Source organism: Pseudoalteromonas luteoviolacea (assembly GCF_021654285.1).
Lineage (GTDB): Bacteria > Pseudomonadota > Gammaproteobacteria > Enterobacterales > Alteromonadaceae > Pseudoalteromonas > Pseudoalteromonas luteoviolacea_J.
Genome location: NZ_JAKFZS010000025.1, coordinates 21,314 through 34,588, shown reverse-complemented (window position 1 = coordinate 34,588; position 13,275 = coordinate 21,314). Strand labels below are relative to the sequence as shown.

The window sequence follows — 13,275 nt, the reverse complement described above, 5'->3', positions numbered from 1 at the left end:
CTGAGCGACTCCATGGGGTTAAGTTTAGCTGGTTGTGAAAATTCTGTTTAAATGCTGCCTATTTGTACCCAAATCATTGAAATAAGATAAAAACCCCTCATATAAATTCCACAACAAAAATAAAATTAAATGGAGTACAGCCCAACCTGGCTGGTATTTAATAATGACGAGTAACACAGACTCAATCTTGTCTTTTAAATCGTTAATGTCGGCAACACACGATGAACTTGAAAGGCTCACACAGGGCGTCATCGATACCTATGACACCAAAACATTGCAAGGTTTTGACATGAACGCTGCGATAGCAGCAGAAAGCAAAGATCTTTTCTCAAGATGTGACGACTATAAAAATGGCTTTGCCGAAGTAAGAGCCCGCCGAAACATTGCCGACTCTGTTCCAGACAAACATTTACACGACCAGATAATTAAATTGCCCTGTGGCACACTTTGGCTAGCTGGAATTTATCGCAACAACTTAGATCAAACATTAATAGAAGTCATTGGCGAAAAAGCGGTTAAATTTGCAGATCTCAAGCTTTACTTGCCTGAGATTTTAGCGTTTTTTAGTTGGTGTAAGCCTGAAATGGTCTCTATATGGTCGAAGCCAAACAGCGCTCACTTTAACGCCCTTAAACAGGTTAAGGGTGCAGAATTGGAAGACTGCTTTTGGGGCGCTAAGATTGAACATATTAGCAAACTAAACTCAAATGAAATCGCCCTTAAACCATTTGATTTGGCGAATGACTGGTCTTGGTATAAAGATGAATACCACACTTTTCATAAAGACGTTCCGCAGTTAAAAGATCGCCTAGAAGTCGAAGATAAAGAATCTATTGCTGAGTCAGTAAAAAACGACTTGTGTTATGTTGCTTACAAAGCAACACAAAAAATAGGTGCATTAGTACTAGAGCCTTGTACTGAACTTGGCTATAAGGGCGTTCTTATCAGTGATTTTATCATTGCAAAACAGCACAGAGGGCAAGGCTTCGGCCCTAAGATCCAAGCTGATGTACTCCGCCAAATTAGTGCACGTTTTGAATTTATATGCGGCTATATTTACGCTGGCAACCAAGCTTCAATGAATAACGCCAAACACACTAGAACACTACTTAGAACTGAGTTTACACTGCCAATTGAGCACTTCGTTGGCAATAATGACGCTGACTAAAAATAAAAAAGCCACTATGTGATTGCAATAGTGGCTTTTTTAAATCACCTTTATAAGTGATTAGTTGCAGTCACGAACCCACTGCCACACTTCCCATTTAGATGAGTGCTCTGCAGGTGACGCGCCTTTGTTCCACCACTGCGCTTCATAAATGCTGCCATTTTGTGACGCTTGATCGCCTTTTAAATACACTTTACCGGCAGACCACGCATCAACAGCACAACCACCACCTAGAGAAATAGATACCTGTTGAGTCTTGGTTGACTGTAAACCCTCAGTATCCTTTACGGTTAAAGACACGCTATAAGTGCCCTCAGAACCATATGTATGCACAGGGTTTCTCAATTGACTCGTAGTACCATCACCAAATTGCCAGTTATAACTAACCACGCCTTTATCATCAAAGGATGTATCAGTAAAAGTCACAGCCAAACCACTTTGTGTGAAAGAGAAGTTTGCAACTGGCGCAGTGTTATCAACAGGGCCATTATCTCCTCTCGGAATGACGCCACCAAAGTGTGTTGCCACTTCTAGCCAGATCAATTCAATGCGGGTACCGCGATTCAACTTTGTCGTACATTGCGTGCTATTACCATAATGGTGCAGTGCAATGACATTATTGTCATAAGCAGAAACAACTGGCGAACCTGAAGAACCGCCTATGGTGTCACATTTATAGCCCATGTCAGTATCAGAGCCACGACCTGCTGTCACCGTTTGGTCAATTTGACAGTAACCACCGGTATTTTGATCACTCTCAATCGCTAGCTCTTTTGGATTGCCACTACCGTGCTGTGGAATGAAAATACGCTGCCCTTTTTGCTGAGCTGACACATCTAAACCAAAATGACCGAACTGTCTGATTTTTTCAAAATCATTGACTGTAAATAACGTATAGTCCAGTCTATAATCCGTCGCAAGTAGCTGATCTGCCATTACTTTAACAGTGCCATTTGTACTACCAGTACCACATGCTGAACGCTGATAGTTAAACCACACCTCGACATTTTTCGCATCTGCTGCTGAGTCAAAGCAGTGATTATTGGTAAACATATGATTGCCGGCACCAACACGCCAAGCGGTACACAAACTGCGCCCACCAATTAATAAGCGTGCAACTGGGCGGCTTCGCTCATACTCAACTGGATGAGATGTTTCCCAGCATGCGACATCTCTACGTTCGTTAATACCACAAGTAGAATTAGGCTCAATCATGTCAAAACCTGACATGACTTCATTCGCCGCAATCTCAGTATCAGAGTAACCAGCAAAGAAGTCAGCAATTTCAATACCATGTCCTTGCTCCCAAAGACTTGTATCACTGACAACCAATCTCAGCTTGATCGCATCTGATGAAACTGACATAGATGAAGAGACACCGCTGTCATTTTGATCATAACGATAGACTTCTTGACCTTTTAAGTCACTGACTTCAAGGTAGGCACCTTTTGGCAGAGAAAACTTAGCGAAATTCACTTTGATAAAGTGTGCGTTGGGGTAATTAATAACATGTTCAAACTCATTATTGGCAGAGTTAACTACGCTATTAAGGCCTAAATTTAGTTGATAAGAAACCGCTTGGGCGATCTCAGTCTTTTGGGTAACGCCAGTATCTTGAACGCTTGCTTGCGTGCCACTAGCAAGTACTAGCGCGCATACAGGAAGTATTGATTTGATTACTTTACATGATGTCATAAGGTTAAAATCCTTTAATTGTAATTATTGTGCTTTTTTAATAAAAAGCTTATGAAATCTATGTTATTGCAAGGTTAAATTCAAGATAAAACTTTAATTCCCCCTGTAAACAATTCATGACATGAAACCCAAGACCTCGTGGTTCTTCTTGATACCTATCTCATTTATTACCCTGTCAATTTTCGATTAAACCATCAAAAATTGCGTACTATATAACGTAATATTACCTACCAAAAATCGTATTTTTTAAGCTAAATTTCAATAGATTAAAAAATAAACCGGAAGATCTGCCAGCTTACTATCACGAAAGCTAAATGCTAAGTTATATAAGTACCTATATTCATACGTTATATCAGCCAGTTGTTAACTGGCATTAATCTCTAAACAATACTTAATAACATTAAAAGAGAAATCAAAATAATGAAAAAACAATTGGCAATGGGCTTACTTTTTACGCTCGGCTCTATCAATGCTTTCGCACAAGAGTGCAAAACTGAAGTGGAAACAAGCAAAGTCAGTTATTATCAAGGTTTCGCAAACTGTAGTACTTTTGTAAATGGTTCACTTCAAAATATCAGCAAGTTCATCAATTTAACGACAAACTCCACAGTATTTATCGGAGACTGGGTATATAACCCTGCAACCAAAAATCAAGTCTATGCCACTTGTTTTGCAAACGTGCCTTTTGCGTATTCCGAGACAAAAACAACCAATGTGAGGTATTGCAAAAATAAAGTCCTTATCGAAGCGCGAGGAGGTTCACCTGAGCACGCTATGTCGATTCTGAGACAGCGCGGCGCAACTGAAGTGGGCGGCTGTAGACCAGACTTTACCGATCAACCAGTACACTTTGTTTGTGCTGGCTACATCTTAGATTGGGTTAAACAGTAACACTATTATTCTATTAACAAATCAACCAAATGCGTACTTGCAGATTAGGCACGCTACATCATTAAGGAAAACAGATGAAAATTAAACTAAACAAGAAAAAGATAAAAGCATTAAGTAATGACACACTCGCATTACCGGTAAAACTCACACCTAACATTGCAGGTGGTGGCCGCAGAACATATGGCCCAGATCACTGTGACAATCAGAGTATTGCACAACGCATGTGTACTGAAGAAATTTAATGTATAAAAGATGAGTCTCGTTCCTTTAAAAAGTAGAGACTCACTTATGATGAATTGCCTACATTAAATAATTACATATTCATAATCGTACTCAGTCTCTTTTTAATCACCGGATTGGATTGCGATTGATAAAGACCATCTAAGCGCTCTATATTCATAGCTGATAATTTATAGTTTGCTTGCTGATATACACGAGCGAAAGCATCAATCGAGGCCATTTCAGGAGATGCTAATAAGCTCGTTACTACCTGATCCTGATAGTCCGCCATTTGCCCTAAAGATTTAATAGTATTCTTTCTGACCTGTACATCCGAGTGCTGGAGCAAAGCTGGGAGTTTTGCAATCAGCTTAGGGTTTTTGCTATTGGCCACCGCTAACACTGCGGTTGAAAGGTGAGCAGGACTGCGCATTTTATCAGCCAAATAATCAGCCACTTGGTTGGATTGCACTGGAGAAAACTTACTCATTGTACCCATGTTAAGTAGCGCCATATCGGAAATCGCCTCATTTGTTCCTTTCTCTACAACATGCCTTAAGCTAGAGAAACCAATATCTGATGCATTTTCAAAGCGTCCTAACGCCATCACTAACTTTTGCTGTACCTGAACACCTAACTCATCATCAGTCAAAAGATCTGAGAGCATTTGCTCAGCCTGAAGAGTCTGTGCTTTTTGTAACGCGTAGATAAATGCAGAAGTTAAATTTTCATGCTGCTCAAACAGGCCTTTTAAGCCACTTTGATCAAAGTTATTAAGCATATATAGTCCAATCGCTTTTGCTAAATTAGGATCTAAATTACCTTTTAGCGACTGTATATACTCCAAAAAGTTATCCCCTGTGACCTCGATACCAGTGCCCCGTGCGTTATCATCCGGCAGAATATGTGTGTTGTGATTAGCTTGCCAATCAACGGGTTCAAAAGGCGTGTGTGTAATAGGCTTAACTGACACAGTTTGTACAACTTCATAGCGTTGTCCACTACGCTGCCAAATTTGATTATTATTATATTCTAGAGTCAATGGTGTGCCTGGACGGGATAAATTCAAAGTGATCTGCCACTGTTCTTCTTCTGTGTTGTCTGCATGTTTTTGATGGGCTGTCACTACTCGTTCTATCACATTATGTTGTTGAACGTACTGGAATGTTTTCACGCCCAACGCATCTTCAAAAGTAAGCGGTGAGTCTAATGAGTAACTCATTAAATCAAGTACTTTAGATAGCACAGATAATGGGTGCTGTTCACTTAACCCAAGCATATCAAGATCTGAAAATTGTCGAGACTGATACTTCACCAAAAAGGGAATTTGCGTGGGCATTGTTTGTAACTTATTGTCTGCCATAAACACAATATCACTCAACATGGCGGCTGACTTGGTCGATGCAGACGCATGAGGTTGGAAATTCATTTTCCAACTCAACTCAGAGAATGTCATCGCGCTACCACTTTCACTCAACACAGCAGAATGAATATCGACTTGATAGGCAAAAAAATATGATTTTTCAGTCAGTGTTTTTGACTGCTCTTGTGTAACTGCTTCAGGCTCAATTAAAATTTTATCATTATTGCTCAAAGAGTTGAGTATCGCCAAGCCAACTACCACAGCTACAGCGGCGCATATATAAATTGTTTTTTTCATGGACTCATCTCAAAAGTGGTGGCTAGGCCACCACGTTTTACAGTTTATAGATTTTCCCAAACAGGGCTTGCATATTCGTATAGCACTGTTTCACGCGTATATAGTGGATCCCATTTCATAACATCCACATTGAATTGCAACAGGCCCCATAGCTTTTTACAGTAAGCTTGTATTTTGCCATCACCACCTGTCAGCTTGGTGCTAATTTTGAGCTCTAAGAAGCCTTGCTCAACAACTTGTGTATCTTGAACCACACGGCGGATCCCTGCTTCTACATACCCCTTACCTTTGACTTTAAGTAAATTTAATTTACCTTTTACGCCCGCCTCAGAAATACCGTGACCAAACGAGCCGTAGGCAGAGCTAGATACCAGACCGCCAACATAAGGTTCAACAGATGCATATACATAATCTGGACGTCTCACACCATCAACTTCATATGGCTCTTCGTTTCCATGACCGCCAATTACACCGCCAACAGTAAACTCCGCACCGGCTTCAACACCTGCGCCAAATTTAACACCTACTTTTAGCAACCCTAAAGGATCGAGAGGTAGCTCAACCTTAGGTTTGATAGGCTCAGGAATTAAATCGAAATAGTATTCGATTGGATAAGTGATAGAGGCATTAAGTAAGTCATCACAATTTGGTTTAAAACTTGCTACCGTGTCATCGCCAACAGTAAAGTTAAAGCTCATGCCTTGTGTACAATCTAGCTTGCTTGGATCAAAGGAAAACTCTAATTCTCCGATGGACATTTTAAAATTACGGTTATGTAGTTTTATCCAATTTCCCGCCTGATACGCCCCTTGCGTCGCGCCATTACTAACCTGATCGACATACATCCAGCCCTGCTGATCACGATATTGGTGCGACTGACCAATCACATTATTCTTTTGAATAGTTCTCACATTGCGTTCTACATAGCCCGGATCTTTATAAAGGTAGGCATTTGCAGCAGGTGACAATGTAATCGCAGAGACAACGCCTAGCAATGCAGCGTATTTAAATTTCATGGTTATCCTCATATATCTTTTAAGTTTTTAAATGTATATATGTTGCGCAACAAGATAAAGATAACACACTTTTTTTACAATTAGCTTTCATTTTTACCTTTTTCAGATAAATAAAAGCGGGAAAATTATTAGAACCCCTCACAAAAATACGTATTTTAAACTTCACTAATACATTATTTAGAATAATAAGGAATGTTATTATTGTTATAATTAGATTAAAAAACCAGAAATAGGAATAAAATAAAACCAACAACCCCATAAAAATAAAGCTTGAGACAATAGATGATGCAAAATACCACAATTCATAATATAGAAATAAAAATATGCTACATGCATAAATTTCATTTGAATAAATAAAACAGACACAATACTGTTTAATTTTCAAACAGCAAAAGGAGCTTAGATATGTCATCTAAAATAAAATCGGCCTTAATCACAGCCATTGCGGCAACAACACTATTTGCATCGTTAACATCCACAGCATCTGCGAGGTATATATATTACTCAAAGCACTACACATATGTGACTCAAGATGAAGCCACTGCTAAATTCAGAGCTGAATTTAAAGCAAAATACCCAGGTATTCAGATCACCTATGCATATTGCTATTACCCAGGTGGTGGCATGCCTGTTTTTATGTGTAATGGAAAGGGAATAAGATAGTAGAAAAACAGAATCTAGAACCGAAAATAAAGCGGTATTTCGGTTTGTTGCATTTAAGAATAAAGCTGAAACCTTTTAGGATATAGAATTTCACACTTGGGTGCGTAACCTTATTGATGTACTGCAGCCAAATACACAAAATAAGATTAATCGTTACGGGCAATAATCGACTGTGAGTACAGCATCATAACGTTACCTAAGTAGAAACGCCACACCACTACCATTGTACATATATCATCTATTTTACGGTCTGTTAGACCTGTCTAACTAATGAAACAGACGTAGCGACTTACAACTTTAAATTAATAAGAGGAGCTTAGATATGTTATCTAAAATTAAATCAGTATTAATTACAGCCATTATGGCGACAACATTATTTGCATCGTTAACTTCCACAGCATCAGAGAGAGAGGTTTTCTATAGAGCACACTATACTTATGTCCCTTTGAGTGAAGCTATGGTTAAGTTTAGGAATGACTTTGAAGCGAAATACCCGGGGGTTCAGATCATCTATTCAGCTTGTTATTACCCAATAGCAACTATTTTTAACGTATTTATTTGCGAAGGAAAGGGAAGAGTATAAAACTAGAAATTAAAACCGAAAGTACAGCGGTATTTCGGTTTGTTGAAGTGAATAATAAACCTGTAACCAGTGAAAAATACAAAGCTCTCACACTTGAACGTGTTCACATTGATATACTTAAGCCATATACAACAGATAATATCAACCTTTATGGCCAATAATCGGCTGTAAACGCAGCGTCATAAAGTCACCTAAATAAAGCTATAGCTGACATACATCATTCATTTTACGGCCTCTCCCCCCCTCCAGCAGTAGCTTATGAGCAAGATATTTAACGAGTAATAATAATAGGTAAATTATTCGACAGGTTCACAGCTAACTTTTACTTTTTACAGCTAAATTAGAAGCACTTTTCTTAAGAAATATGGAAACTAAGGAAATGGCAAGATACCCATAAAGACTCTCATTTTTAGTCAAAAACAATGGCAAAACCACCTTGAGAATTCAAAGTGGTTTAATTTATAAGTACCCTAGTGACACTTTTAATTAAATTATTCCACCCTTTCAAGTAGCTCGTTAATCTGCCTGCGAACTGGCGACACAACATCTGATTGATTTGCTAAAATTACCACCACATATCCCGTATCCAAATGAATATCAAGACGTGCATCAACCCCTAAATAAGCGCCACCATGACCAACAATACGATTACCAGGCTGACCACCAACCGAAAACCCATAGCCATACCATTTTGCCGAGTTGTAGGCAGACTTTTCACTGTAAGCTTCCTCGGTTAGCTCTTTACTGAGTAATTTATAATTTGTCAGTGCAAGTGCAAAGCGATGTAAATCTTTACTTGTCGAAAATCCACCACCAGCAGGACTACCTTTTACAGCGCGAGTATAAGTACTTTTCACCCAATTATCACTGTGCATGCGCTTTAAATAACCCGTTGCTAATTTCGGTGTAGTTGAGTCTAACTCAAAGCTGCCAGAGTCAGTCATATTGGCCTGATCGTAAATGTATTTTTGAACAAAGTCGTAGTATGACAACCCGCTGGCTTTTTCAATCACAAGGCCAAGCATCAACATCCCTGAGTTACTATAGCGGTTACGTGAACCTGGAGAAAAGTGCAGTGGCGCCCCCGCAATGAGTGGTTTATAGCTTTCTAAATCTCGGTATAACTCTTTGTTACTGTCATTAAATTCATCGTTGAAAAAGTTACCCAGCCCTGAGGTATGCGTCATCAAGTGACGCACAGTGATTTGATCAACCTCTCCTTCAGGCAACCAACTGCGGTCAACATAATCAACAAGTTTATCATCCAACTTTAATTTACCTTGCTCAACTAACTTTAAAGCAGCCAATGCCGTAAACATCTTATTTATTGAACCCAGTGCAAACCGAGTATCTAATGTGTTTTTTACTCGCCACTCTCTGTTAGCAAAACCAACTGCTTGGTTAAAAATAACCTTTTCTCCTTTTGCAACCAATACCACGCCAGAGAAAGCATCATTGTTACCCAAGCGATCCATCAAGATGGCAAGCTCACTCGCAACTTTTTGGTTCGATAGTCCCGCTGTAGCTTTCTCTTTGGCTGGCGTATCACGTAAATAGAAATAGTTCATCCCGTGAGGGTTTTGTGCTTCTCGATTAATCATCAACGTATAAGTAAGCTGATGATTTTCTGATTTCACTAACAGGCGTTCGTTGTTATTCTCTTCGGATAACACTTTAAGTAAAGTCAGCTTTCCATGCGTATTTTGTATATTTAAAAAAGCACCAACATGCGCTTCGATACCATAAGTTTGAATACGGTTTTGTGACATGTGTTTTAACAAATATTCCTGTACATCATGTCTATCACCTTTATTAAATAACTGTAAAAACGAATTAGACAGTTCCTGCTTAGCTAATAAGCAACCAGAAAAAACTAGAGAGACTAGAAGTATGAAATTTTTCAAAATCAATCCTTTATTATTATTTATGGGTATTCCTTGTCTTAATGAAAAACATTAAGGCATCAAGTGCTCAATCTACATCAATGAATAAATAAAAAACATGCTTTTACATAGAAAAGTTAACATTAGAATTTAAGAAAAAAATATAACCCTTTTTTTAAATCATTAAATTAGACACGTAAAAACTGATGTGCACAAAAAACAGCTCATCAAAATATATTTATTTTTAGAATTAAATAGATACAACTATTCATTTAAAAGCTTGATAAAATTAAGCGGTTGGTAATTATCTAAAAGAGGAAAAGACGATGAGATATTTATAGAGTCGCGCCTACAGTGCTTAAACAAACATGTAGGCACATTTATTTATATTTTTTAACACTCGCAGAAGTAATCTTGCCCTGAAATTGATAGTGTTCTACAGTCTCGTAACGTTGCACAATCCTGTAACGTCCCACAATTATTTCCTAGTGTAAGGCAAGCATAGCTCTGATAGCTACTACCACCAGCAACATTGACCGTCGCTTGATTATCAATACTGTTATCTTTTGTTAATTTTTTTAAGGCCACTTTTTTAAACTTGAACTTCATCGTTTTCTCCTTGTTTATTTCCTGTCTTTTTATAGTTTATTTTTTATACAAAAAATAAGTAGACAATAACAATACCCATACAATAAGTTGATAGAAAATCACTGTTATTTAATTGAAAAATACAACCAATGAAATATCTTATTTCTATACATTAGATACTCTCCAGATTGATAAGCGGGAATTTTTAAAAGACATTGAATATCCACAACTCTCTCAATATGATTTTGTAAAACACATCCCATCAAATAATTTCAGTACGGTATAAGGCTCGTTATTTCATGCAATCAGCCTCGTAGTCGCAATTGAACTAAAGCTGTTGCATTTACACACCAGACTTATCAAAAGAATAAACATCCATTAACCGCATACCTATTCACAAACTAGATAAAATATTCTAAAGTACGCTCACTTTCGTCACTGAGAATCATATGCTTAAGCACTTATCACACATCTTTGTTATTGCTGCTGTGTTAGTCGCCTTTGTTGGCCAGTCGCTCGCTTATAATTTCGTGATGTCTTATGAACAAGATTCAGTACTTGTTTCTGATGTGCATACCCCTGCTTCAAACTCTTTAGGCACTGCCAAACAAAACGCACAAAGTGAAGATGATTGTTGTGAGGTTGACTGCTGTGAAGATGAATGTATTTGTCCAGCAAATGCCTGCATGACTTTCGCCTATGTGAAACCAGACAATCAATCCGTATCATTATCTAAATACCATCATTTGGCACATACTATTGCCCATCAGCACCCGATTGATATGAAAGATTTACTCTTTCGTCCCCCTATTTTTACCTCTTAAGGATCAGTGCGCCTGTAATTCGCACATTTTTTAAAATTCATTTTATTTATACGCATTGTGCGTATCGCTTTTGCATGTTTAGAGGTAAAAATGCTTAACACCTATTCTACTATCGCCATCTCTGCGATGCTCCTGCCATTTGTATCATATGCAGGTGAGCATCATCATGAAGACAGCCATGGCGATCATCACCACGACCATAACAATAATCAGGTTGAAAAAATCCAAGTTACTGCATCTAGACTTGGCCGTATCGTTACAGAATCCGCCACACGCACTGAAGTTATCAATGCAGAAGAGGTGCAAGAAAAAGCCCTGATGAGGCCGGGCAACATTTCAATGCTCGTCGCCGAAACAGGGGGAGTCAGAGTACAAAATACATCACCGGCGCTCGGCAGTGCCAATATTAGATTACAAGGGTTATACGGCCGTTATACCCAGCTATTAAGCGACGGCTTACCTTTATACGGCGGCCAAAGTGCGTCAATCGGGTTACTTCAGATCCCACCAACTGATCTGGCCAACGTCGAAATCATCAAAGGGTCGGCATCGTCGCTCTATGGTGGCTCGGCACTGGGTGGCGTGATCAACTTAATATCGCGCACCCCCTCAGACCAATTTGAAGGGGAAGTTTTATTTAATGCGACTTCTAAAGATGGTCAAGACATCACAGCTTATGTCGCTTCGCCAGTAACAGAAGCACTCAGTACATCTATCACTGCAGGGGCGCACCATCAAGCAGCAAAAGACCTTGATAATGACGGCTGGGTAGATATGGCTGCTTACAACCGAGCGACTATGCGGCCTCGACTTTATTGGTCTAGTGACAGTGGAGCAAACTTATATGCCACCTTTGGTGCCATGACTGAGCAACGTACAGCGGGAACTCTTGAAGGCGCACTCATGCCTGACGGACAACCCTATGTTCAGGCACAAGATACCACTAGACTCGACAGCGGCTTTATCTTTGAGCAACCACTAGACGACGTGCTCAACCTCAATGTCCGAGGTTCTGTCATGCATCAAGATCACGACCATCAATATGGCCAAGTACTAGAAAACGACACGCATGAAAGCTACCTGCTTGAAACGAGTTTATCTGGCTATACGGACGATGCAGCTTGGCTTGTGGGTATTGCGCATCAAAGCGATGAGTTTTCATCAGAAAGTTACCCTGAGTTTAACTACCAATTTGAAGTTCCGGGCCTATTTTCACAATTAGACTACGACATCACCCAAGATGTCGCGATGTCACTTAGTGCCCGAGCAGATTGGCACAGTGAATATGGCACGCAATTCAGCCCACGCATCTCCGTACTCTACAACCCAAGTGATTGGACGGTACGTGGCTCATACGGCAAAGGATTCTATGCACCCACGCCCTTTATCGAAGACATTGATGATACGGGCCTTTCACGACTTGCGCCGATGACAGATTTAGAAGCGGAGCGCGCAACGACCGCATCCATTGATATTGGTTATACGTTCAATGGCATCGAAGCCAGTATGACCTTGTTTGCTTCTGATGTGGATAACGTCACAGAGCTTGAAATGCTAGATGGTGCAGATACGCGCTCAGATAAAACAGTACGTATTGTGAACGCGCTTGGGCAAAGTGAAATTCGCGGCACTGAATTGCTACTGCGTTATCGTTGGCATGACATTAAATTGACCGCCAGCTACTTATATACAGATGCCAGTAAAGCGACATCGGCAGGTTTCGGTCGCGAACCTCTTGCTTTGACACCAAGACACTCCGCTGGTGCGGTGATCATGTGGGAAGAACATGGTAGTCATTTAGTTGGGTTTGAAGCCTATTATACTGGCACGCAAAAGTTAGAAAACAATCCCTATCTGGACAACAGCGACCCATATTGGCACCTTGGACTGCTGGGCCAAATCACACTGGGCAACGTCAGTTGGTTTTTAAATGCTGAAAACTTACTGAATATCCGTCAAACCAAAGACTACTCACTCTTGCTACCGCAACAGGCAAAAAGTGGACGCTGGACAACTGATATTTGGTCTCGCAATGACGGATTTACCGTCAATGCAGGAGTCAGAGTCACGTTTGGTTAAGGCGAT

12 protein-coding genes are annotated in these 13,275 nt (G+C 39.7%); 7 read left to right on the top strand and 5 right to left on the bottom strand.

Annotation, left to right across the window (positions count from 1 at the left end):
• Window positions 1-163: 163 nt before the first annotated feature.
• A complete protein-coding gene (locus L1077_RS20285) occupies window positions 164-1,168 on the top strand; it encodes a GNAT family N-acetyltransferase (RefSeq protein ID WP_237138725.1) in 1,005 nt (334 codons plus the stop codon).
• 60 nt (window positions 1,169-1,228) lie between these two features.
• On the opposite strand, the gene L1077_RS20280 is transcribed toward L1077_RS20285, so the two are convergent.
• Window positions 1,229-2,863: a PKD domain-containing protein gene (locus L1077_RS20280; protein ID WP_237138724.1), complete on the bottom strand. Its 1,635-nt coding sequence runs from the start codon at window positions 2,861-2,863 to the stop codon at window positions 1,229-1,231.
• Window positions 2,864-3,283: 420 nt separating this feature from the next.
• Here L1077_RS20280 and L1077_RS20275 point away from each other — a divergent pair, with 420 nt between their 5' ends.
• Window positions 3,284-3,754 (top strand): hypothetical protein, encoded by a 471-nt coding sequence (locus L1077_RS20275; protein WP_237138723.1) that lies wholly within the window; start codon window positions 3,284-3,286, stop codon window positions 3,752-3,754.
• 74 nt (window positions 3,755-3,828) lie between these two features.
• Entirely contained in the window at window positions 3,829-3,996 is a 168-nt protein-coding gene (locus L1077_RS20270) for a hypothetical protein (RefSeq protein ID WP_237138722.1), read from the top strand.
• A 71-nt stretch (window positions 3,997-4,067) separates the two neighbouring features.
• Here the strand turns inward: L1077_RS20270 and L1077_RS20265 are convergent, their stop codons facing one another.
• A complete protein-coding gene (locus L1077_RS20265; RefSeq protein ID WP_237138721.1) occupies window positions 4,068-5,633 on the bottom strand; it encodes a HEAT repeat domain-containing protein in 1,566 nt (521 codons plus the stop codon).
• Between the two features lie 44 nt (window positions 5,634-5,677).
• Window positions 5,678-6,649: a hypothetical protein gene (locus L1077_RS20260; RefSeq protein ID WP_211036829.1), complete on the bottom strand. Its 972-nt coding sequence runs from the start codon at window positions 6,647-6,649 to the stop codon at window positions 5,678-5,680.
• Between the two features lie 405 nt (window positions 6,650-7,054).
• Between L1077_RS20260 and L1077_RS20255 the strand changes: the two genes are divergently transcribed.
• On the top strand, window positions 7,055-7,312 hold the full coding sequence (locus L1077_RS20255; RefSeq protein ID WP_063362957.1) for a hypothetical protein: 258 nt from the start codon (window positions 7,055-7,057) through the stop codon (window positions 7,310-7,312).
• A gap of 322 nt (window positions 7,313-7,634) precedes the next feature.
• Entirely contained in the window at window positions 7,635-7,895 is a 261-nt protein-coding gene (locus tag L1077_RS20250) for a hypothetical protein (RefSeq protein ID WP_237138720.1), read from the top strand.
• Window positions 7,896-8,386: 491 nt separating this feature from the next.
• Here L1077_RS20250 and L1077_RS20245 read toward each other — a convergent pair whose 3' ends face one another.
• Together L1077_RS20245 and L1077_RS20240 are read right to left on the bottom strand one after the other, a co-directional pair.
• The gene (locus L1077_RS20245) at window positions 8,387-9,799 is read right to left on the bottom strand and encodes a serine hydrolase domain-containing protein (RefSeq protein ID WP_237138719.1); all 1,413 of its coding nucleotides are present in this window, start codon (window positions 9,797-9,799) and stop codon (window positions 8,387-8,389) included.
• 372 nt (window positions 9,800-10,171) lie between these two features.
• Window positions 10,172-10,387, bottom strand: a complete 216-nt coding sequence (locus tag L1077_RS20240; protein WP_237138718.1) for a hypothetical protein — start codon at window positions 10,385-10,387, stop codon at window positions 10,172-10,174.
• A 428-nt stretch (window positions 10,388-10,815) separates the two neighbouring features.
• On the opposite strand from L1077_RS20240, the gene L1077_RS20235 reads away from it, so the two are divergent.
• Both L1077_RS20235 and L1077_RS20230 read left to right on the top strand, forming a co-directional pair.
• Window positions 10,816-11,190 carry a hypothetical protein gene (locus tag L1077_RS20235; protein WP_237138717.1) on the top strand — a complete coding sequence of 125 codons (375 nt, stop codon included), beginning with the start codon at window positions 10,816-10,818 and terminating at the stop codon, window positions 11,188-11,190.
• 90 nt (window positions 11,191-11,280) lie between these two features.
• Complete coding sequence (locus tag L1077_RS20230; RefSeq protein WP_237138716.1) at window positions 11,281-13,269, top strand: TonB-dependent receptor plug domain-containing protein; 1,989 nt, start codon at window positions 11,281-11,283, stop codon at window positions 13,267-13,269.
• The last annotated feature ends 6 nt before the right edge of the window (window positions 13,270-13,275 follow it).

What these genes read in the sequence shown, in the direction of transcription:
- L1077_RS20255 (WP_063362957.1), top strand. Translation starts at nt 7,055, where the DNA reads ATGTCATCTAAAATAAAATCGGCCTTAATCACAGCCATTGCGGCAACA.
- L1077_RS20270 (WP_237138722.1), top strand. Translation starts at nt 3,829, where the DNA reads ATGAAAATTAAACTAAACAAGAAAAAGATAAAAGCATTAAGTAATGAC.
- L1077_RS20230 (WP_237138716.1), top strand. Translation starts at nt 11,281, where the DNA reads ATGCTTAACACCTATTCTACTATCGCCATCTCTGCGATGCTCCTGCCA.
- L1077_RS20285 (WP_237138725.1), top strand. Translation starts at nt 164, where the DNA reads ATGACGAGTAACACAGACTCAATCTTGTCTTTTAAATCGTTAATGTCG.
- L1077_RS20250 (WP_237138720.1), top strand. Translation starts at nt 7,635, where the DNA reads ATGTTATCTAAAATTAAATCAGTATTAATTACAGCCATTATGGCGACA.
- L1077_RS20240 (WP_237138718.1), bottom strand. Translation starts at nt 10,387, where the DNA reads ATGAAGTTCAAGTTTAAAAAAGTGGCCTTAAAAAAATTAACAAAAGAT.
- L1077_RS20275 (WP_237138723.1), top strand. Translation starts at nt 3,284, where the DNA reads ATGAAAAAACAATTGGCAATGGGCTTACTTTTTACGCTCGGCTCTATC.
- L1077_RS20265 (WP_237138721.1), bottom strand. Translation starts at nt 5,633, where the DNA reads ATGAAAAAAACAATTTATATATGCGCCGCTGTAGCTGTGGTAGTTGGC.
- L1077_RS20235 (WP_237138717.1), top strand. Translation starts at nt 10,816, where the DNA reads ATGCTTAAGCACTTATCACACATCTTTGTTATTGCTGCTGTGTTAGTC.
- L1077_RS20260 (WP_211036829.1), bottom strand. Translation starts at nt 6,649, where the DNA reads ATGAAATTTAAATACGCTGCATTGCTAGGCGTTGTCTCTGCGATTACA.
- L1077_RS20280 (WP_237138724.1), bottom strand. Translation starts at nt 2,863, where the DNA reads ATGACATCATGTAAAGTAATCAAATCAATACTTCCTGTATGCGCGCTA.